Source organism: Geobacter grbiciae (genome assembly GCF_018531165.1).
GTDB lineage: Bacteria > Desulfobacterota > Desulfuromonadia > Geobacterales > Geobacteraceae > Geobacter > Geobacter metallireducens.
In genome coordinates this window covers 108985-129368 of sequence record NZ_JAHDIW010000004.1, presented here as the reverse complement: position 1 = coordinate 129368, position 20384 = coordinate 108985, and the positions used below count along the sequence as shown (strand labels likewise).

Genomic DNA, 20384 nt, shown 5'->3' with positions numbered 1-20384 from the left:
TCACTCAAGGTTCCACTCTCCCCGTTCCCAGCGCTCAAGGGCCATGCTTGCCCGAAAACCCAAGAGCCCCTCTTCAGCGGAAAGCCTGCGAAGCACGGTAATGGCACGCTCGGGGCAGTAGCGGAGCGAGTAGACTGCCGCCATCCCCGCCACAGCCTTTCGGTCGCTGTCCACAAGGGCAAGGAGACCCTCTCTCCCCGCTTCCCCTGTCAGCACTATTTCGCGATAAAGCCCCTGGAGCACAAACGCGTGCCGGTTGACCTTCTCCTCGTCCATGGCTTCCATGGCAGCGGCATGGGCCTCGGCCGCGGCGGCGAAACGGTGCAGAAGTCTTGTCAATATTTCATCGTTCATCCAGTCCATCCCAAAAGAAAGGGGCTCAGCCACTGAAAGCAAAGCCCCTTCACGCCCATCCATTGGTGCCCGAAGCCGGGGTCGAACCGGCACAACACTAAGTGTCGAGGGATTTTAAGTCCCTTGTGTCTACCAATTCCACCATTCGGGCTAAGAAAATCTACTCTTCCTTGGTGTTGACCCGCTCGCGAAGCTCCTTGCCGGTCTTGAAGAACGGCGTTTTCTTGGCGGGGATCTTCACAACATCACCACTCTTGGGATTTCTCGCTTCGCGGGCGCCGCGCTCGCGGACGGTAAAACTGCCGAAGCCGCGAATCTCCACCTTTTCGCCCCTCTTGAGCGCATCGCTGATGCTGTCGAAGACAAGGTTCACTATCATCTCCGAATCCTTGCGGGTAAGCCACGTATTCTTCTCTGCCAACTGTTCTACCAGTTCACTTTTCGTCATTCATGCACTCCTTGCTGCAAGGTTCCGTGAGCCGGGCCAGCGGCCCGCCCCCCTCCTGCGGAAGTTCCGCCGGGATTGCCTACCCGGTCGGCTCATGCTCATTCACGTTAACAGCACCAGCACGGTTAGTCGTTTCCGTCACCGTTTTTCCGGAGCCCCACCTTGAGAAGCTCGCCGAGGTTGGACGTGGCCTCACCCTGGGCCTGCATGTACGACTCGATCTCTGCTTTTTCAGCCGCCATCTGGAGAGATTTGATGGAAAGCGCAATTTTCTTTTCCGACTCGTCGACGCTGAGCACCACCGCGTCAAGTTCGTCGCCGACATTGGTGAACTCCTTGGGAGATGCCACCTTTTCCCGTGAAAGTTCGGACACGTGAATGAGCCCTTCGATCCCTTCCTCGATCTCCAGGAAGACACCGAAGTCGGTGACCGACGTGACCTTGCCGTGAACGCGGGTACCGGGACGATACTTGACCGGAATCTCGCTCCAGGGATCGAGCAAAAGCTGCTTGATGCCGAGGGAGAGGCGCTCGTTCTCGGGGTCGATGTTCAGCACGACAGCCTGGACCGTCTGCCCCTTGGTGAACACTTCACCCGGGTGCTTGATCCGTTTTGTCCACGAGATGTCCGAGACATGGACAAGACCGTCGATCCCCTCTTCGATGCCGATGAAAACACCGAAGTCGGTGATGCTCTTGATCTGCCCCTCAAGCTTGGTGCCCACGGGGTACTTCTCCTCAAGCTGCGTCCAGGGGTTCACCTGCACCTGCTTAAGGCCGAGGGAGATACGGCGATTGCCCATATCGACACCGAGGACCACCGTTTCCACCTCGTCGCCCACGGTAAGGATTTCCGAGGGATGACGCAGCCTGCGGGTCCAGGACATTTCAGAGACATGGACAAGCCCCTCTACCCCGTCCTCCAGGGCGATAAATGCCCCGTAATCGGTCAGGCTCACAACCTTCCCCTTTACCCGGTCGCCCTGGTTGTACTTCTGCTCTACGGAGACCCAGGGGTCAGGGGTAACCTGCTTGAGGCCAAGGGAGATTTTCCCTTTTTCCTGGTCGTACTTGAGCACCTTGACATTCAGCTTGTCGCCCGGCTTGAGAATCTCGGAAGGATGCCCAAGGCGGCCCCACGACATATCGGTCACGTGGAGGAGGCCGTCAACACCGCCGATGTCCACAAAGGCGCCATAATCGGTAATATTTTTGACCACCCCTTCACGGACCTGCCCTTCGGCAAGGGTGGCGAGGGTCTCTTTGCGCGAAGACTCCCGTTCCTCCTCCATGAGTACCCTGCGGGAGAGAACGATATTGCCCCGCTTTTTGTTGAGCTTGAGGACCTTGAACCGGTCGGTGGTGCCGATGTATTTGTCGAGGTTGCCCCCGGGCCGGAGATCGACCTGGGAGGCGGGAAGGAAAGCCTGAACGCCGATATCGACGGTAAGCCCACCCTTTACCTTACCGGTAATCTTGCCTTCGATGATGCCACCTTCGCCGCCGGCTTCATCGATAACATCCCAGACGGCCAGACGCTCGGCCTTGCGCCGCGAGAGAACCGCATACCCCTTTTGGTTCTCCTTCCGCTCGAAGAGCGCCTTCACTTCGTCGCCGACCTTGACGGTCAGATTGCCGTCTTCGTCAAGGAATTCGTCTATGGCAATGCACCCCTCGGACTTGTAGCCGATGTCGACAAGCACAAATTCATTGCTGATGTGAACAACCTTGCCGGTGACGACCTCTCCCACGCGGTGCTGCTTGATGCTCTCCTGGAAAAGCTCGGCGAACTCCCCCGACCCCCCGTGTTCCCCATCCTCCTCCACATCGACGAATCGCTTGATCGTCATGGCGTTGCGGTTCTTCATGTCCTTGTCTTCACTCATTAAAGCTGGCCTCCCTGAATCGTTTGTGGATTAGGATATGCAAACGTAACACATATCTATTTGAAAATTCAACTAGTTTTAGCACTATCAATCTCTCTGATCCGCTCGATCACCTCATCGATGAGCCACTTGGGAGTTGACGCTCCGGCGGTCACCCCCACCTTGGCTACCCCCTCGAACCAGGCAGGGTTGATCTCCTGGGCCGTCTCAATCTGATGGGTCCGGGGCTGGAGTTCAGCGCAGACCTCGGCGAGGCGTTTGGTATTGGCGCTGTTGTAGCCACCGATAACGATCATGCAGTCAACCGTGCGGGCCAAAGCCGTCGCCTCCTGCTGGCGCACGGCCGTCGCATCACAGATGGTGTTGAAGATGCGAATTTCTGCCCCCTTGCGAAGACATTCGAGGACCACATGCTTCAGATTATCGAAAGATTGAGTGGTCTGGGCGACTATGCCGATCTTCTTCATCTTCGGCAACCGTGCCGCTTCCTCCTCGGACCCGACCACGCAAACCTTCCCCTTGGCGTAGGAAACGATCCCCTGGACCTCGGGATGATCGGCATCCCCCACAACAACCACTTCGTAACCGGCCTCGGAGAGATTCTGAACATTCTCTTGGGCCTTCTTGACAAAGGGACAGGTGGCATCGACGACTTCAAGTTCCTTCCGGACCGCCTCTTCCAACTCCTCCGAAGTCACGCCGTGGGAACGGACTATGATGGTCCCGTCGGTGATTTCGCCGAGCCCTTTGAGAACCTTAACACCCATCTCCTCAAGCCGGTGCACCACCTGAGGCGAGTGGATTATGGGACCGAGGGAGTAGGTTTTTCCCTCTTTTTCGGCCGCCTCGAAGGCCATCTGGGTGGCCCGTTTAACGCCGAAGCAAAAGCCGGCCCGCTTGGCCAGAATTATTTCCATATGATTGAGACTCCAGAGTGTTCCTATTTCGTTACTTTTTTAGGGGACGCAGACGCTGCGGGCCTGCTCCTTTTCCCGGACCATCCCCTCCATGATGGCGATCACCTGATCTATGGAAAGGCCGGTCGAATCGACGTCTATGGCGTCATCGGCTCGCCTGAGGGGAGCATGCTCGCGCCCCGAATCCTGTTTATCCCTCAGGGCGACGGCCGAAACCGTGTCTTCCAAGGTGACATTCACGCCCTTGCCCGTCAACTCGAGCCAGCGGCGTCGTCCGCGCTCCTCCACCGACGCAGAGAGGAAGAATTTGACATCAGCATTGGGGAAAACCACGGTTCCGATGTCCCGCCCCTCCAGGATCACGCCCCCTTCATTCCCCATACGGCGCTGGAGCGTCAGAAGAAAATCACGGACGACCTTGCGGGCCGAGATGGCCGATGTCAGGGAACTGATTTCCGGCGTCCTGATGGCTTCGGTCACATCCTCGCCGTTGACGATGACGCGGCAGCAGCCGTTGTTGCGAAAAAAATCGATATTTATCCCACGGCACAACCGCTCAAGGGACTCGTCGTCGGCACCGTCCAGGCCTGCCCGTTTCGCAACGAGAGCCACTGCCCGGAACATGGCGCCGGTGTCGATGTGGACATAGCCGAGGCGGTCGGCCAGGCGCTTGGTGATGGTGCTCTTCCCTGCGCCGGAGGGTCCGTCAATGGCTATGATGAGTCCCCGTCTTCCCACGCCGCTCACCGGGCCGCAACCTTTTCGAGCAGCGGGAAGAACGTGGGGAACGACGTGCCGATACACTCGGTGTCGGTAACGGTAATATCGCCCCCTGCCGTGAGGCCCGCGATGAGCATCGACATGGCGATCCGGTGATCGCCGAAGCTCTCCACGGTGCCTGCGGCAATCTGCTCCGCCCCCTCGATATCCATGCCGTCTTCGCTTTCGGTGACCGTCACACCTACCGCCCGCAGGTTGGTGGCCATGGCGGCAATCCGGTCGGTCTCCTTGACACGGAGTTCCCGGGCCTCCCTGACGACAGTGCGCCCTTCGGCCACGGCGGCGGCGACACAGACGACGGGGAATTCATCGATGGCCCGGGGGACCACCTCGCCGGCAATTTCAATCCCCTTGAGGCGAGACGAGCGTACCAGTATATCGGCAACCGGCTCTCCGGAAACCTCCCGCTGGTCGAGCAACTCCAGGGAGCCTCCCATGGCGGTCAGGATGTCGATGATGCCGGTGCGTGTCGGGTTCACCCCGACCCCGCGGATGAGAAGCTCGGAGCCGGGGACGATGAGGGCCGCCACCATGAAGAAGGCGGCAGACGAGATGTCTCCGGGGACTACAATGTCCCGCCCTTCCAACTCCCTGCCGCCGCGGACGACTACTCCGGCGGGGCCGTTCTCGATGTCGGCACCGAAGTGGCGGAACATCCGCTCCGAGTGATCCCGGGAAAGGTGCGGCTCGGTGACCCGCGTCTCACCCTCTGCATAGAGCCCGGCCAGCATGAGCGCCGACTTCACCTGGGCGCTCGCAACGGACGACGTGTAGGAGATCCCTTTCAGGTCCCGTCCGACAATGGCAAGGGGCGCCTTTTCCCCTCCTTCACGACCATGAATGCAGGCACCCATCCGTGAGAGGGGCTCCACCACCCGCCGCATGGGACGGCGCCGCAGGTATTGGTCGCCGGACAGCACCGAGTAGAACCGTTGGGGAGCCAGAAGGCCGGTCAGAAGCCGCATGGAAGTCCCGGAATTGCCGCAGTCAAGGACGTCCGTCGGTTCCGCGAGGCCACGAAGCCCCTCTCCGGCGATGCGAAGCGTCTCGCCGTCGTCGTCTATGACAACGCCCATGGCCCGGAAGGCGTTCAGGGTGGCAATATTGTCCTCGCCCCGGAGAAAGCCGCGCACCATGGTTTCCCCGCGGGCAATGGAACCGAGCATGATGGAACGGTGGGATATGGACTTGTCGCCGGGAACGGTGATCTCGCCACGGATCCCCTTGGCCGGCCGAACGGTATAGCTCTGCACGATTAACCACCTTGGCTGAGATTTAGGAACTGCCTTCCCTACAGAATAGCGTCTCTGCTTTCCTTCGATTCCCGGAAGAAGCGTTCGAGTCCAGGGGCGTCGGCCGCTGCCACCAACTCCCGGAGTCTCGCAAAGTATGCGGCAAAATGGTCCATCATTTCGATGACCGCTTCCCGATTCATGAGGGCGATGTCCCGCCACATGGCCGGGTCCGACGAGGCGATCCGGGTGAAGTCGCGGAACCCGCCGGCGGAGTAGCGAAGGATACTCTCCTCGAAGCGGTCGTACCCTTCAACCGCATTCACCAGAGCATAGGCAACCATGTGGGGGAGATGGGAAATGGCCGCAAGCACCCGGTCGTGCTTCTCCGTATCCATGATGACCACTTCGGAACCGGCGACCTCCCACATCCGCACCACCTTGGCAAGGGCATCCTGGCTGGTACGGGAGGTAGGGGTCACGATGCAGCGCCTTCCCACATAGAGGGAGGAAAACGACGCTTCCACACCCGAGTGCTCGGTGCCGGCGATGGGGTGCCCGCCGACGAAATGAATCCCGTTCGGCATGAGGGGTTCGCAGGCGGAAACAATCTCTTCCTTCACGCTCCCCCCGTCGGTCACCACGCAACCGGGAGCCAGATGGGGGGCAATCTCAGCCGTTATGGAAGGAATGGAGCAGACCGGCGTGGCCAGGAAAACGACGTCAGCACCCTCGACGCCGGCTACGGAATCCAGGAAGTACCGATCGATAACCCCAAGTTCCACCGCCTTGCGCAGGTTTGCTTCGCCGCGCCCGATTCCGACAATCTCCCCCACCGCCCCCTTCTCCCGCAGGATGCGGGCCAGGGAGCCGCCGATAAGGCCAACGCCGATGATGGCTAATCTATGGATGAAGGGCATTGTATCCAACGGCTATTTCGCCCGGGGGTATGATCCGAGGATCTTGACAAACTGGCAGTAGTTCTCCAGTTCCTGGACCGCGTCGGACACCACCGGATCTGAGATGTGGCCGGCCAGATCGAGGAAAAATATGTACTCCCAGGCCTTTTTCTTGAGGGGGCGCGACTCGATCTTGGACAGGTTGACCCCCCGTTTGGCAAAGGGCTCCAGCATCCGGTGGAGGATTCCCGGCTCGTCCTTGACCGAAAACATGAGGGAGGTCTTGTCGTCGCCGCACCGATCTGCCATTTTCCGCCCCACAACCAGGAAGCGGGTGAAGTTGTTCACCTGGTCCTCAATCCTGTGGCGCACCACTTTCAGATCATACAGCGCCGCAGCAAACTCGCTGGCAATGGCGGCGGCGGTATAGTCCTCCCCGACGATCTGGGCCGCCAGGGCCGTGGAGGCCACATCCACCACCGGCACGCCCGACAGATTCTCGTCGAGCCAGTTGCGGCACTGGGCAATGGCCTGGGGGTGGGAGTAGACCTTCTTCACATCCTCCAAGCGGCCGGTGCGGGAGAGGAGATCATGGGAAACCTCCAGGAGTATCTCCGCGTTGATTTTGAGATCGCTCTCCATGAACATGTCGAGGGTGTGGGAAACCATCCCCTCGGTGGAGTTTTCCACCGGAACCACGCCGTAGAGGGAACGCCCCTTGCTGACCTCCTCGAAAACGGCAGGGATAGACTTCTGGGGGACGAGTTCCGCCGACAGGCCGAAATGCTGCAGGGAAGCAAGATGAGTGAACGTCGCCTTGGGACCGAGGAAGGCAACCTTCATGGGGGATTCGAGGGCAAGGGAAGCAGAAATGATCTCCCGGAAGACGCTCCGGATCGCCTCGTTCGGGAAGGGTCCAGAATTCCCGGCCGCAAGCCGCTCATAGATTTCCCGTTCACGGCTCGGGACGTGGAAGTCGCGGTTCTCTCCCGCTTTGACCTTGCCGACCTCTATGGCCAGCCGGGAGCGGCTGTTAAGAAGATCCAGGATCTGATCATCAATGGCGTCGATATCACGACGCAGCTCTTGGAGCGTTTTCATGGTGCGTATGGGACCATCCGGTGGGGAGTTAGCGGACATGCCGTGGAGGGGGTAATGTATAGGAAAGATGGCAAAAATGCAAATCTTTTCTGGTTTACACAAACATCATTTCAGACAGACCTTGCGGACCTCGTGGATGTCGGTGAGGCCCTGTAAGACCTTGAGTATGCCGTCCTGACGAAGGGTCGTCATCCCTTCGTCCATGGCCAGGCGGCGGATAAGTTCGGTTTCAGACCGCTTTTTTATCAGACTTTTCAGACCATCCGTACATTCGAGCACCTCATGGATACCGAGGCGGCCGCGGTAGCCGGTCTGGCCACAGGAAGGGCACCCCACTGCCCGGGCAAGGACGAGTTCGTTTCCCACGAGGCCGGTGGCGGCGAACTGCTCCTCGCCGTACTCCGCGATGATCTCTGCAAGCTCCTGCCTGTCAGGGCGGTAGACTTCGCGGCACTCCTCGCAGAGACGCCGGGCCAGGCGCTGGGCAACGATACAGATGAGCGAATCGGAAAAGCTGAACGGATCGAGTCCGATCTCCAAAAGGCGCGTCACGGTTTCGGGGGCCGAGTTGGTATGGAGTGTGGAAAGGACCAGGTGTCCGGTCAGGGAAGCCTCCACGGCGATGGAAGCGGTTTCCTCGTCCCGCATTTCCCCCACCATGATGACATCGGGGTCGAGCCGCAGGAACGAACGGAGCGCCGCCGGGAAGGTGAGGCCAATCCGGGGGTTGACCTGCACCTGCCGCAGTCCCTTCTGAGTGATCTCCACCGGGTCCTCGGCGGTCCAGATCTTCACCTCGGGACTGTTTATCCGGGAAATCGCCGCGTGGAGCGTGGTGGTCTTGCCGCTCCCCGTGGGGCCCACCACGAGAACCAGACCGTAGGGCTTGCTTACGGCCTCGCTGAAGATGCGCATGTTCCGTTCGGTCAGACCCAGCTTATCAAAGGAAAAGGTCTCACCGGTATTGACGAGCCGGATCACCACATCCTCCAACCCGCCGGCGGTGGGCATGGTGGCGATGCGAAGCTCCATGTCGAGGGGACCGAACTTCTTGAAATTGATCTTTCCGTCCTGGGGCTTGCGTTTTTCGGCAATGTCGAGCTCGGCCATGATCTTGAGGCGGGAGGGGATCGCGTACTTGTAGCGGTAGGGTATGCGCTGGTAGACCTTGCACCGACCGTCCACCCGCATCCGGACAACAATATCGTTTTTGCCATGGTACGGCTCGATATGAATGTCGGAGGCACGGCTCTGATGCGCGTCGAAGATGATCTTGTTGACGAGCTTCACAATAATGCTGTCACGCTCGGATACCTTCTTGACCTCGTCCTCGATGTCGGGTTCATCGTCGGCATTGGCGCCCAGGATTTCCGAGATGCTTCCCGGACCGATCTCAAGGTCAGCCTCATCGAAGGTGGCAGCAGAACTGGCAGCGGTCCGGTAGAGGCGCTGTTGGGCCTTGAGGATTTCACTCTCCACGGCGATAACGGGAATGATCCGCGAACGGATGCTCTGCTCGAGATCCTTCAGCTCCTGGAGTTTTATCGGATAGGCCATGGCAAGGGTCAGGGTATTGCCGATCTTGGAGATGGGGACAATCCGCTGTTTCTGGGCATAGGAGGGGTTGATGTAGCGGGCAAGCTCCGCTTCGATCTCAAGGGTATTGATGTGCACGAAAGACAGATCGTACTGGACTGCCACCGCCTTGGCGAGGGGTTCCTCCTCCACAACGCGAAGCTTGCGCAGAGCCCTGGCGAGGGGGATGCCGTCCCGCTTGGCGACCTCGCGGGCCTGGCCAAGACGTTCCTGGTCGATGAGCCGCTCACGCACGAGGATATCGCCAAGCTTCTGGCGCTTGCCGGTCTGTTCAAGAATGTAGGAGAGATCGCTTTCGGTAAGGAAGCCGAGCTTGCAGAGGAGCTGCCCCACGGGCTGATCGGGGAAGACCTTCTGAAGTTCCAGGGCCTCCCGCAGCTGATCTTCGGTAATCAGCCGGTTTTCAACAAGTATCTCTCCGACCTTTTTTACGGACATGGCAGCAGGAAACCCTCTTTAATGGGAAATGACCGAGTAGCCGCTGTAATCGAGGAGATCCCTGAAGAGCGGATCGAGCTCGACGTTGGTGAGGAAGACCGACTCTCCCCCTGCCCCCTGGGCACGCATGCGGACCCCCGACATCTGGATGCCGTAGGGCGCGTCCCGGTACTGGAGGAGATCGTGCTGGGCGAAGACACCGGGAAGCCGGAGCCTGGCCAGGAGTTTTTCGGAAACCTTCCGGAAGTCGTCCTTCGGGTCAAGGACAACGACCCGATACCCCCGGGTCTCAAGGAGCCTCGTCAGGGTATAGGAAACCGGATCTCCATCAAAGTAGCTCACGACATAGCGGTCGCGCCCGTCCTCGAAGTAGCGGTCGACCCGCACTTCGAGCCTGAGCCCGCCGTCGGACATACCGTAGAGCTCTACGCTGCGGTCAGCCTCGTAGCGCACGTCGAGTGCCCGCAGGAGACCATCGACGATCCCCCGGGTATCGTGGGCAGTGATCTGGTGAAGGGTCCGCCCGCCACGGGGCAATGCCTGGTCACCGGCGGGAAAGGGCTCCAGAACCTGAAACCCCTCGCGGCGAAGGAACTGGACCAAAACCGGCGGCATGCCGCGCCGGTACTCCTCGACGCTCATCAGCACCACATCGTGATTCAGGACGCTTTCCGGGGTCTTTTCGATCTTGAAATCGGCGTTGACCGTCAGCTTGGGATCGGCGCCAAACGAGAGGGCGACATTGTCCGCCACCGAATAGAAGCGGGCGCCTTCCAGAAGCGACGCCATAAAGCGCTTGCGGTTGCGGGGGCTCTCGGAAACGATGCGCACCGACGGGTCCTTCTCCTCAATGAGGGATCTCACGAGAGGAGGAATCTTCCCCCCGGCATCCACAAGCACCCTTCCCCCATCTGCCGCGGGGAACGAGGGGAATGATTCCGGGTCGAGGGACAGGGAAAAGCTCTTGTCCTCGATGGAAATCGGCCGAGAGGATACCGGCCGGGAAGGGACAAGGTCGCCCCAGACTTGACGAACCGCGTCGAGATTGGCTGGTTCCTGCTCGGGCGCGAGATTCATCATCCGCATGGTGTGACTCGCGGACTTCCCGTCACTGCCGGCTGAGGCTGCGGCAAGAGACCCCGGCCTTTTCCCTCCAGCACCGTCAGTCCTTGCAGGCGCCCCGCGGACAATCTTCGACTCCTTCCGCTCAGCCACATCGGCATGTTCGCGCCGATGCGTCAGCGGGATGCGCAGGGACTGCCCCGCATGGAGTCTCCTGATGTCCGTAATTCCGTTAAGACGCTTCACCTCGGGCACGAGGGCTTCGGCCTCGGCATTGGAAAGACCGTACTCCTTCATGAGGATTTTGAAAATGTGGTCCCCCGGCTTAACGGTATAGGTATAGTGAGACGCCCCGGTCGCAGACCGTGCCGCTTTTCGAACCGGCCGTTCCTCCCGTTCCCTGGCAGGTGATTCAGCGGTCTTGTCGAGGAAACGCGGATCGAGCTCAAAGCGCGGGTCAATGGCGCGCACCTGCGTCGGCAGAGCGCCGAAGGCCAGCATCGCGAGTGCGATGGCAACAGCTTGTCGAGGGGGGGTAGCTATCATTGCATCTCCCGTTTTCAAGTACTTGTCCAAAATTATTATAGGAAGAACGGAAAAAGGCTTCCCCGTGTATCGCCGCAAAAATGCAGCTGTAAAGCTCAGGCCGCAAAAACAAGGCAGGCATTGATTCCCGGGGCACCATGCCTTAGTTGAGGGTTACAACAACCCCCCGGACGCCCCCCCCTTTGCGGTAGATGACGACCTCGCCCTTTCCGTCAACCTTCCCTACCTGACGCAGGTACCCCCCCTTTTTTGTTTGGGACGATACAGCGCCGAGGCGTTCACTCCCCGTCAATTCCCTGACAACGGCAACGACAAGGGTTTCGGGGACAGCCGTGCCACGGAGGGCAATGACCTGCACCGCCTTCAGGCGGCCATTCTCACGGAAAAGACGGTACTCTGTTCCCTTGCCGAGATATCGCTCCCAACCGGGATGGACCTTACCAAAACCCTCATCCTTCCCCGATGCGGGGATAAAAGAAGGAAGCGCCGCGGGGGCAGTCTTCAGGGGGATCGCCTTTGCGGGAGGAGCCGGCGCAGGCGAAGTCCGGGTCGGGGCCGTTTGCATGGCTTCCGGTTTCGGGGAAGATTTGTTCTTGTTCCCTTCTCCCTTCAGCAGTAAAGCCCCGCCCACCATCGCGCCAAGGAGGAGCACCACAATGGCGACAGCCCATACGGTGAGACGCTGTCCTGTTGCCCCTTCGAGTTCCCGGTCCGGCGGAGGAATGGTTACCCACGCCGCTTTTGCCTCTTTAGTCATCTCTGCGCTGAAGTCGGCCATGGAGGCGGCGGTTCTCTCACGGGAAGATTCGACCGCTTGAAGCGGAGAAGGTTGACGTAAAGGGGCTGGTTTCGGCTCCGCTTCGCGCTGTGGAGTCAGTGACGGAGAAGGGGTGGCCGGGGTCGAGGGAATCTGTTCCGAAAAGGTAGACTGGGTGGTGGCGGACTCTTCGATAATCGACGGCATCACGTTCCGAAGTTCGGACCCTGGCGAAGGCATCCCAGGGCCGGTTGTTGCCGCTCCCCTGCCGACCAGAACCTGCGAGATATCCGGCAAAGAATCGCTTTCATCCCTCCCCTCAACTTCGGAGTGCGCCTGCTGACAGGGTGGCTGAACGGCATGGGGAACGGCATCCCCGGGCGCCTCCCAATCAAAGGGCTCAACCTCTCCAGGAGAAGGTGCAGGGTGGTCTGACACATTAGGGGCAGCGGCGACGTTTCCAGCATGACGGGTCGGCACGTCATTCGTTTCAATGCGGAGATCGGGGGCAATCTCCATCAGCCGAAGCTTAAACTGATCAGCAAGCTCCGCCTGCGGCAGAGAGAAATCGACTGCATCATCGAACCATTTTTTCACTCCCTGCGTCGGCAGGGGTGCTGTATGTATGAGCACAATGCGGGGTGCATCACCACGGAGGAGGGTTTTTATGTGGCGTGCAACGGTCTCACCGGAGATTCCCGAGATGTCACCCTGGATAAAGACTGCAGAGGGCCTGTTGTCAAATACCTCCTTGAGCCCCTGATCGAAATCGGTAGCGAGCCTCATTCTGGCCTTGAGCTGGGACTGCACCCGGGCAATGAGGTCAGGAACCCGAGTATCGTCGGAGATGAAAAGTATCGTTATCATCGTATTCCCTGAGTGTCCGTCACTGGCATGAGTCAGATAGCGACATTGACAACTACGGCATGTAAATTAAGTTGTCATCAATATCCATAATAGCATGACAATGTCAATTGCAACCGTTACAGCCTGATCAGATCCTCATGTTCTTCGTCATGGGGATTAATGTGGATCATCACGTCTCCCACATTGGGGAATTGCTCGAAAATAAGCCGCTTAACCGTTGTGGCGATGTCATGGGAGCGCTTGACGGTCATCTCTGGGTCCATATCGAGTTTGAGATCAATAATGATGTACTGGCCCGATCTCCTCCCCCGGATTTCATGGACATGCTCCACCCCGTCAACCGCTTCGGCCACTTCGGAGATCGATTGGATAAGATCACCGGAGGGGAGGCCATCCATGAGGTCATGGATGGCTCCCATGCATGTTTCATAGCCGATGTGAAAAATGAAGAACGCCGTGAGTCCGGCGGCCAGGGGATCCATGACGCCGGCCCCCAGGTAGGCGCCGAAGACGCCAACGAGGGTGGCGATGGACGTCACAGCATCCTTGCGATGATCCTTGGCAACCGCCGCCAGTGCGGGGCTCTCGAGATGCTTTCCGGTCGATACCGTGTAGCGGTACAACCATTCCTTGACCGCAATGGTGACAAGAGCCGCGAGCACCGCAATCAGATCAGGGGTCTGATAGGTGCGGTCCATAATGGTGTGGACGGCCTTAACAAGAATCCCTATGCCCGTTAAAAAGATGACCAGCGAAACAAGGACTGCCGCGATGCTCTCCGCTTTGCCGTGCCCGTAGGGATGTTTCGGGTCGAATGGTTGACGTCCGACCTTAAGCGCAATCATCGTGGAGAGAATCGCAATGAAATCACAGGCGCTCTCCAGGCCATCGGCAAACACCGCTTCCGATTTCCCGAAATAGCCGGCCAGGAGTTTCATGATCATGAGCCCTGCGTTGGCCCAGAATCCGACTGCGATAATACGGTCAGCTTTATTGAAACGCTCTTCCCTCAGCATGGCTCAAGCACCTGACCGGACTCCCTGATGTCCTTGAGGCTCAGTTGCAGGGTTTTGCGGCCGTTCCACTCGTTCCAGCCGAGCGTAAAAACGATATCCACGAGATCTGGCAAGCTGTCCTCCTTCGTTGCAAGATTAAAACCAATGGCGTCAAAAGTGAATCCTCCACCAGAAAGCCGTACTTTGAGATGGTTGCCGCGAACGGCCCACCGCCGCACGATCTCCATATCTTTCAGCACGAACAGCGGTTCGGGATTTCCCGCGCCGAAGGGCTCCAGGGACGAAAGCGCGTCCGCCAGACCAGCTGTCACCTGCTGGGCCGAGAGTACAGCATCCACGCGGAGCACCGGTATCAGGTCGTCGGCGGACAGCAGCCCCGCAGCAACTTCTTCGAAGCGGTCCACGAACAGTTTCAGCGTTGGCTCATCAATGGAAAGCCCGGCAGCGTAACGGTGCCCGCCGAACTTCACGAGTTGGTCGGCGCAGGCGCCGAGGGCATCGTAGAGGTGAAAGCCCGGAATACTGCGCCCCGATCCCCGGCCGTTTCCTTCCTGCAGAGCAATGAGCACAGTCGGACGATGGAAGAGATCGACCATTCGCGAGGCAACGATCCCGATGACCCCCGGGTGCCACGCAGCGGAGGCGAGAACGATACTTTTTCTCCCCTCCATGGCGGAATTCCCCTGAACCCGTCCCAGGGCGTCCGTCAGAATCTGCCGCTCCAGGGCCTGACGCTCGGCGTTATTCGCCTCCAGTTCCGCGGCAATGGCCGCGGCACGGCCAGGCTCGGTCTCAAGGAGAAGTTCAACCCCGGCAGCGGCATCCTCCATTCTGCCGGCTGCGTTAAGTCGCGGTGCAAGCCTGAAGCCGACAGCACCACAACTCACGGCGCCGGTGACTCCCGCCACATCCTTAAGGGCCTTCACTCCCACCCGCGGCGAAGCGGAAAGTTCCCGGAGCCCATATTTGACGAATATCCGGTTCTCTCCCACTAGGGGAACCACATCGGCAATGGTTCCGAGGGCAACGAGGTCGAGGTATTCCCGCAGATTCGGTCCGTTTCCTCCGGCGAATGCCCCTTCCTCCCTGAGACGCCCCCGAAGGGCGACCATCACGTTAAAAGCGACGCCCACGCCTGCAAGGGATTTAAAGGGATAGGAACAGCCCGGCTGAAGGGGATTGATAACGGCACAGGCTTTCGGGATGGCCGGGCCAGGGGTGTGGTGGTCGGTGATGACGAGGTCAACCCCTAACGTAAGGCAGAGTTCCGCCTCGGCCACGGCATTCACCCCACAGTCGACCGTAACGACAACCCGCGCCTGCTCGGCCACCTTGCGCAGGCCGTCCACCGAAAGGCCGTATCCCTCTTCGAGGCGTTTCGGAATATGATAGAAACAGCGGATACCAACCGCACGAAAAAAGCTTACCAGCAATGCCGTGGCGGAAATTCCGTCCACATCATAATCGCCGTAGACGCACACAGTTTCACGTCGTGCCCGTGCCGCACAGAGGCGGGCAACGGCCTCTTCCATTCCCTTCAGAAGGAAGGGATCGCTCACGTCCCCCAGGGAAGAGGAAAGAAAGCGGCGCGCGGATTCGCCATCCGTGATGCCCCGGTTGGCGAGCAGCGCTGCCAGGAAGGGGTCGACCGAAGAGTCCGAGGCAATTCTCTGCGCAGCCTCCTTGTCATTGGTCCGTAACTCCCATCGCTTTTCGGCAACCGCTTTCATTCTCTGCCACCCCACCTCGCACAATGGCCACAAAAAAACCCCGCCGAAGCGGGGAATTCGATGCCGTCAAATCACTTCCTGAAGAGTTGCCCCTGGGGGGATGGGGTCTGCGCCATCCCCTTGGCCTCCTCCAACATCGTCCGAATTTGCTGGGAGTTGGGCCCCATGGGATCCAGTTCAAGGTAGCGTTCCCAGTATTTCACCGCCTTGGCGGGTTGTTTCAGGTCGCTCATATAAACAACCCCGAGATTGTAAAGACTCTGCAGGTGTTTTGGATCGAGCTGTTGCGCCTTCTCGAAGTTGGCAATGGCCTTATCGAACCACCCGACTCGCTTGAACATGATCCCCTGGTCAGTAAGGACGTTGGCGTTGGTCGGGTCGAGCTCCAGGGCCTTGCCGTAGGCGTTGATCGCCTTCTGGGCCTGATCGGTGTCGAAATAGTCATTGCCAAGCTGTATCCAGGCCTGGAGGTTCTTCGGATCACTGGCAACAATTTTCTCGGCCTCGGTAATCCGTTGCTGGTAGTCGACGGGAGATCCTCCGCCAGCGGGAATGCCGGCCGTGGCAGGTGCAGGTTTCTGCTTGTTGGCCACACCGACCACGAGAACGGTGCCGAGGATGCCGACAAGAAGCGCAATGACCACGTAAAGCACAGTTTCCTTGTTCATCATCGTCTCCTCTCGACGTCAAGCCTTGCTGGTCTTGGCCCGGCGCCCCCAGACCTCGACAATGGGACTCGCCACAAACACGGATGAGTAGACACCGACGAGGATGCCGACCACAAGGGCCAGGGCAAAGTCATGGATAACCTCGCCGCCGAAGAAATAGAGGGATCCGGCGGCCAGAAAGGTGGTAAGTGCCGTAATAATGGTCCGGGAAAGGACCTCGTTGATGCTGAAGTTGAAGATCGTCTCCAGCGAATCCTTGGTGTTCTTGTGGAGATTCTCCCGGATACGGTCAAAGACGACCACGGTGTCGGTGAGTGAATAGCCGGCGATGGTGAGGACCGCCGTAATGAAGAGCAGATTGACCTCCTTGTCCAGGAGGAAAAAGACGGCAAACATGGCGAGGACGTCGTGGAGGGTTGCAACAAGCGCCCCAATCCCAAAGGTAAAGTCAAACCGCCAGGCAATGTAGATGAGGATGCCGATCATGGAGATGGCCACAGCGATTAGGGTGTCCTTGCGGAGCTTGTCGCCGATGGCCGGGCCGATCTCGGTGGAGCTTTCCACCACGAACGTATTGCCGGTCAACTCCTTCTGGAAGGCAGTCTGGATCAGGTCCGCCGCGTTCCCTTGGGGGAGCGAGGTCTTCCCTACCTTCACCAGGAGCTTGTTCCCCGTCTTGAGCTCCTGAAGGTTGGCGTCATGGATACCGTGCTTCGCCAAGGCTTCACGGGCCCGATCGATATGCACCGGCTGGGCGAATCTGAGCTGTACGGCGGTGCCTCCGGAGAAATCGATCCCCATGTTGGCTGTCCCGAGGGCAATCCGCACGATGCCAATGATTCCGAGAATCGCGATCACAATGGAAATGGCGAAGGAAAACTTCTTCATCCCCATAAAATCGATATGTGTCTTGCCGATAAATTCCATGGACTCCCCCTAGATGCTCAAACGCTTGATCCGCAGGCGCGAAAGGGCGAAGTCGAAAATTGACTTGGTGCCCACGAGAGCGGTGAACAGGTTGATGATAATCCCCAGGCTCAACGACACGGCAAATCCCTTGACCGGTCCGGTGCCGAACTGGAAGAGGACAGCAGCAGTGATGAGCGTCGTCACGTGGGAGTCCATGATGGTCAGGAACGCCTTGTCATAGCCGGCATCCAATGCCGCCTTGGGTGGCTTGCCGAGCCGCATCTCCTCCCGGATCCGTTCGAAGATGAGGACGTTGGAGTCAACGGACATGCCGATCAACAGGACGATGGCGGCAATGCCCGGCAGGGTCAGGGTCGCTCCCAGGGCCGCCAGGGCGCCCATGAGGTAGAGGACGTTGAGCACCATGCCGAAGTTGGCCACAAGGCCACTGAGCTTGTAGTAAACCGCCATGAAAATGATGACAAGGGCGACCCCCACGAGACCGGCCATCAGCCCCTTGGTGATGGAGTCCTGCCCCAGGGAAGGACCGACCGTCTCGTTCTGGATGACCTTGACCGGTGCCGGAAGGGACCCCGCCCGAAGCACGATGGCGAGGTCGGCGGCCTCTTTCTCGGAGAACGAGCCGGAGATCTGGGCGCTCCCGCCCGAAATCCGCTCCCGGATCACCGGAGCCGAATAGATGTTGTTATCGAGCACGATGGCGAAACGTTTCCCCACGTTGGCGGCGGTCACCTGGTCGAAGAGGCGGGCGCCGGTGGAGTTGAACTCGATCGCCACGTAGGGCTGGTTGAACTGGGAATCGATCCGGACTTGGGCGTCGGTGAGGAGATCACCGGTAATCATCGCCTTTTTCTTGACCACCAGGGGTATTTCGGTTACGGCACCGGTGGTGGAGTCGGTCTTCTTCTCCATGAGGAGCTCGGAGTCTTCGGGGATGGTACCGGGAGTTGCCGTGGCAGGATTGACCGCCTCGTCAACCAGCTTAAACTCCAGCCGGGCCGTCCGGCCGATGAGCTCGATGGCACGCTTCGGGTCTTTTATGCCCGGAAGCTGGACCACGATATGGGTGAGCCCTTCCCGGGCTATAACCGGCTCGGAAACCCCGAACTGATCTATCCGGTTGCGGATCGTCTCAAGTGCCTGGGCAACGGCCCGGTCCTTGCGCTCCTGGGCCTCCTTCTCACCCATGCGGAGCTGCATGCTGACGAATCCTCCCTCGTCATAGGGAGGGACGATCTCCAGGGTCGGATATTTCTCCTTGACCATCTTCTGCACCGTGTCGGCGGTGCCCCGGTCGTAGAACGTGAGCTGGATCCGATCCGATGCGATCCGCCCGATCTTCTTGAACCGGATGGTCTTGGCGGAAAGGCTGTCTTCCAGATCGCTCGCGATGAGGTCGAGGGCGCCCTCCACCGCCTTCTGGATCTCCACCTCCATCACCAGGTGTGTCCCCCCCTGGAGGTCGAGACCCAGGTTAATGCGGTCCTTGGGGAGGAGACCCTTCCACCACGACGGGAGGGGTGACACGAAGGTCGGGGTCAGGTAGATACCCGACAGAAAAATGAACAGCAGGATAAGGCCAAAGCGCCAGGTAAGCCCCTTTGACATGCGCGAAGCTCCTTTCAGATCCCCGTAGGTTCTAATCCTTCTTCAGGGTGGCAATATAACCCTTGGAAATCTTGATGGTGACCCCCGAGGCAATTTCGAGGAGCACGACGTCGCCGTCTATGGCGCCCACCTTCCCGTGGATGCCGCCGGCGGTAACAACCTGATCCCCCTTCTTGAGGGAATCGAGAAGCGCGCGGTGATCCTTGGCCTTCTTCTGTTGGGGGCGGATCAGAAGGAAGTAGAAGATGGCGAACATGAAGACGAGGGGCAGGATAGCCTGAAAAGCGCCCATGGCGCCGCCGGGCTGGGCTCCTCCCGGTTGTGCAGCCATTGCAAAAGCAACTCCGAACATTGTGTAACCTCCGGACGATTTATAGAGAGGAAGCCCGAAGCCCCCTCTTTTTTATGGAGCAATCTCTAGGATTGCCCCTGCAACTCCCTCTTGGCGTAAAACTCCTGCCGGAACGCGGCGAACCGTCCCTCGGCAATGGCAGCCCGCGCCTTTGCCATGAGGGACAGATAATAGTACAGGTTATGGTACGTGTTGAGCCGCGACGCGAGAATCTCCCCCGAGCGGTACAGATGCCTCAGATAGGCCCTGCTGTAGGTGCGACAGACGTAACAGTCGCATTCGGGATCCAGGGGACCGGCGTCCTCGGCATAGGCCGCCCCCTTGATGTTGACCCTACCAAAGGAGGTGAAGAGCATCCCGTTGCGGGCGTTTCGCGTGGGCATCACGCAATCGAACATGTCGAAGCCGTGCCAGACCGCCTCGATGAGATCCTCCGGCGCCCCGATTCCCATCACATAGCGGGGTCGGTCTTCGGGAAGCATCGGCGCGGCGTACTCCAGCACCTCGTGCATGACTTCCTTTTCCTCGCCAACAGAGAGCCCTCCCATGGCGTAGCCGTCAAAGCCGATCTCCCGCAGTTCCGCGGCACTTCGCTCCCGCAGGTCCCGGTACATCCCCCCCTGGACAATCCCGAAAAGAGCCTGGTCTTCCCGCGTCTTCGCATCCTTGCAGCGCCTGGCCCACCGGGTGGTCATCTCCATGGAGCGGCGGGCGTAGTCGTGGGTGGCCGGATAGGGAGTACACTCGTCGAAACACATGGCGATGTCGCTCCCCAGAGCCTCCTGGATGGCGATGGCGTCCTCGGGAGAGATAAAATGATAGGAACCGTCCAGATGGGATTGGAACTTCACCCCCTCCTCGGTGATTTTGCGCAACTCGTTCAGGCTGAAGACCTGAAACCCGCCGCTGTCGGTGAGGATCGGACGATCCCAGTTCATGAAACGGTGAAGCCCGCCCATGCGCCTCACCAATTCATGGCCGGGGCGAATATAAAGATGGTACGTATTGGCCAGGATGATCCGGGCACCGATGGTCTTCAGCTCCTCGGGGGTCATGGCCTTTACTGTGGCCAGGGTTCCGACCGGCATGAAAATCGGCGTCTCGATGGTGCCGCGGGGGGTTGTCAAAGAGCCGAGACGGGCTGCGCCGTCTTTCTTTATAAGTTTGAAATGGATCAAAATCCGTCCTGATTATCTC

General features: G+C 59.3%; 18 protein-coding genes and 1 tRNA gene. All 19 read right to left on the bottom strand.

Translation table 11 applies throughout. The features are described from left to right. Positions 1 to 354, bottom strand: coding sequence for a hypothetical protein (locus KJB29_RS07870; protein ID WP_215734130.1), 354 nt, complete (start codon positions 352 to 354; stop codon positions 1 to 3). A gap of 63 nt (positions 355 to 417) precedes the next feature. Further along, a tRNA-Leu gene (locus KJB29_RS07865) sits at positions 418 to 505 on the bottom strand. 9 nt (positions 506 to 514) lie between these two features. Then, complete coding sequence (locus KJB29_RS07860) at positions 515 to 802, bottom strand: integration host factor subunit beta (RefSeq protein ID WP_004513014.1); 288 nt, start codon at positions 800 to 802, stop codon at positions 515 to 517. Positions 803 to 927: 125 nt separating this feature from the next. Further along, positions 928 to 2688: a 30S ribosomal protein S1 gene (locus KJB29_RS07855; RefSeq protein WP_215734129.1), complete on the bottom strand. Its 1761-nt coding sequence runs from the start codon at positions 2686 to 2688 to the stop codon at positions 928 to 930. Between the two features lie 68 nt (positions 2689 to 2756). Then, positions 2757 to 3605 carry a 4-hydroxy-3-methylbut-2-enyl diphosphate reductase gene (locus KJB29_RS07850; RefSeq protein ID WP_004513012.1) on the bottom strand — a complete coding sequence of 283 codons (849 nt, stop codon included), beginning with the start codon at positions 3603 to 3605 and terminating at the stop codon, positions 2757 to 2759. Positions 3606 to 3644: 39 nt separating this feature from the next. Further along, positions 3645 to 4352 carry a (d)CMP kinase gene (gene cmk / locus KJB29_RS07845; protein WP_215734128.1) on the bottom strand — a complete coding sequence of 236 codons (708 nt, stop codon included), beginning with the start codon at positions 4350 to 4352 and terminating at the stop codon, positions 3645 to 3647. Beyond that, positions 4349 to 5638 carry a 3-phosphoshikimate 1-carboxyvinyltransferase gene (gene aroA, locus KJB29_RS07840; protein ID WP_215734127.1) on the bottom strand — a complete coding sequence of 430 codons (1290 nt, stop codon included), beginning with the start codon at positions 5636 to 5638 and terminating at the stop codon, positions 4349 to 4351. The genes cmk and aroA overlap by 4 nt, the downstream gene beginning before the upstream one ends. A gap of 38 nt (positions 5639 to 5676) precedes the next feature. Then, positions 5677 to 6537, bottom strand: a complete 861-nt coding sequence (locus KJB29_RS07835) for a prephenate dehydrogenase (protein ID WP_215734126.1) — start codon at positions 6535 to 6537, stop codon at positions 5677 to 5679. A gap of 12 nt (positions 6538 to 6549) precedes the next feature. Further along, a complete protein-coding gene (pheA, locus tag KJB29_RS07830) occupies positions 6550 to 7617 on the bottom strand; it encodes a prephenate dehydratase (protein ID WP_215734125.1) in 1068 nt (355 codons plus the stop codon). Between the two features lie 105 nt (positions 7618 to 7722). Beyond that, a complete protein-coding gene (locus tag KJB29_RS07825) occupies positions 7723 to 9651 on the bottom strand; it encodes a GspE/PulE family protein (protein ID WP_215734124.1) in 1929 nt (642 codons plus the stop codon). A gap of 18 nt (positions 9652 to 9669) precedes the next feature. After that, a complete protein-coding gene (locus KJB29_RS07820; protein ID WP_215734123.1) occupies positions 9670 to 11259 on the bottom strand; it encodes a LysM peptidoglycan-binding domain-containing protein in 1590 nt (529 codons plus the stop codon). A 142-nt stretch (positions 11260 to 11401) separates the two neighbouring features. After that, positions 11402 to 12883, bottom strand: coding sequence for a hypothetical protein (locus tag KJB29_RS07815; protein WP_215734122.1), 1482 nt, complete (start codon positions 12881 to 12883; stop codon positions 11402 to 11404). Between the two features lie 116 nt (positions 12884 to 12999). Next, positions 13000 to 13899, bottom strand: coding sequence for a cation diffusion facilitator family transporter (locus KJB29_RS07810; RefSeq protein ID WP_215734121.1), 900 nt, complete (start codon positions 13897 to 13899; stop codon positions 13000 to 13002). Continuing rightward, complete coding sequence (gene recJ, locus KJB29_RS07805; RefSeq protein ID WP_215734120.1) at positions 13893 to 15629, bottom strand: single-stranded-DNA-specific exonuclease RecJ; 1737 nt, start codon at positions 15627 to 15629, stop codon at positions 13893 to 13895. Before recJ ends, KJB29_RS07810 begins: the two co-directional genes overlap by 7 nt. A 71-nt stretch (positions 15630 to 15700) precedes the next feature. After that, the gene (locus tag KJB29_RS07800; RefSeq protein ID WP_215734119.1) at positions 15701 to 16297 is read right to left on the bottom strand and encodes a tetratricopeptide repeat protein; all 597 of its coding nucleotides are present in this window, start codon (positions 16295 to 16297) and stop codon (positions 15701 to 15703) included. An 18-nt stretch (positions 16298 to 16315) separates the two neighbouring features. After that, positions 16316 to 17224 carry a protein translocase subunit SecF gene (secF, locus tag KJB29_RS07795; protein WP_215734118.1) on the bottom strand — a complete coding sequence of 303 codons (909 nt, stop codon included), beginning with the start codon at positions 17222 to 17224 and terminating at the stop codon, positions 16316 to 16318. A 9-nt stretch (positions 17225 to 17233) separates the two neighbouring features. After that, complete coding sequence (gene secD / locus KJB29_RS07790; RefSeq protein WP_215734117.1) at positions 17234 to 18835, bottom strand: protein translocase subunit SecD; 1602 nt, start codon at positions 18833 to 18835, stop codon at positions 17234 to 17236. Between the two features lie 31 nt (positions 18836 to 18866). Further along, positions 18867 to 19187 (bottom strand): preprotein translocase subunit YajC, encoded by a 321-nt coding sequence (yajC, locus tag KJB29_RS07785; protein WP_215734116.1) that lies wholly within the window; start codon positions 19185 to 19187, stop codon positions 18867 to 18869. Between the two features lie 65 nt (positions 19188 to 19252). Further along, positions 19253 to 20365 carry a tRNA guanosine(34) transglycosylase Tgt gene (tgt, locus tag KJB29_RS07780; protein ID WP_215734115.1) on the bottom strand — a complete coding sequence of 371 codons (1113 nt, stop codon included), beginning with the start codon at positions 20363 to 20365 and terminating at the stop codon, positions 19253 to 19255. Positions 20366 to 20384 lie beyond the last annotated feature (19 nt).

What these genes read in the sequence shown, in the direction of transcription:
- KJB29_RS07870 (WP_215734130.1), bottom strand. Translation starts at nt 354, where the DNA reads ATGAACGATGAAATATTGACAAGACTTCTGCACCGTTTCGCCGCCGCG.
- KJB29_RS07860 (WP_004513014.1), bottom strand. Translation starts at nt 802, where the DNA reads ATGACGAAAAGTGAACTGGTAGAACAGTTGGCAGAGAAGAATACGTGG.
- KJB29_RS07855 (WP_215734129.1), bottom strand. Translation starts at nt 2,688, where the DNA reads ATGAGTGAAGACAAGGACATGAAGAACCGCAACGCCATGACGATCAAG.
- KJB29_RS07850 (WP_004513012.1), bottom strand. Translation starts at nt 3,605, where the DNA reads ATGGAAATAATTCTGGCCAAGCGGGCCGGCTTTTGCTTCGGCGTTAAA.
- KJB29_RS07835 (WP_215734126.1), bottom strand. Translation starts at nt 6,537, where the DNA reads ATGCCCTTCATCCATAGATTAGCCATCATCGGCGTTGGCCTTATCGGC.
- pheA (WP_215734125.1), bottom strand. Translation starts at nt 7,617, where the DNA reads ATGAAAACGCTCCAAGAGCTGCGTCGTGATATCGACGCCATTGATGAT.
- KJB29_RS07825 (WP_215734124.1), bottom strand. Translation starts at nt 9,651, where the DNA reads ATGTCCGTAAAAAAGGTCGGAGAGATACTTGTTGAAAACCGGCTGATT.
- KJB29_RS07820 (WP_215734123.1), bottom strand. Translation starts at nt 11,259, where the DNA reads ATGATAGCTACCCCCCCTCGACAAGCTGTTGCCATCGCACTCGCGATG.
- KJB29_RS07815 (WP_215734122.1), bottom strand. Translation starts at nt 12,883, where the DNA reads ATGATAACGATACTTTTCATCTCCGACGATACTCGGGTTCCTGACCTC.
- KJB29_RS07810 (WP_215734121.1), bottom strand. Translation starts at nt 13,899, where the DNA reads ATGCTGAGGGAAGAGCGTTTCAATAAAGCTGACCGTATTATCGCAGTC.
- recJ (WP_215734120.1), bottom strand. Translation starts at nt 15,629, where the DNA reads ATGAAAGCGGTTGCCGAAAAGCGATGGGAGTTACGGACCAATGACAAG.
- KJB29_RS07800 (WP_215734119.1), bottom strand. Translation starts at nt 16,297, where the DNA reads ATGAACAAGGAAACTGTGCTTTACGTGGTCATTGCGCTTCTTGTCGGC.
- secF (WP_215734118.1), bottom strand. Translation starts at nt 17,224, where the DNA reads ATGGAATTTATCGGCAAGACACATATCGATTTTATGGGGATGAAGAAG.
- secD (WP_215734117.1), bottom strand. Translation starts at nt 18,835, where the DNA reads ATGTCAAAGGGGCTTACCTGGCGCTTTGGCCTTATCCTGCTGTTCATT.
- yajC (WP_215734116.1), bottom strand. Translation starts at nt 19,187, where the DNA reads ATGTTCGGAGTTGCTTTTGCAATGGCTGCACAACCGGGAGGAGCCCAG.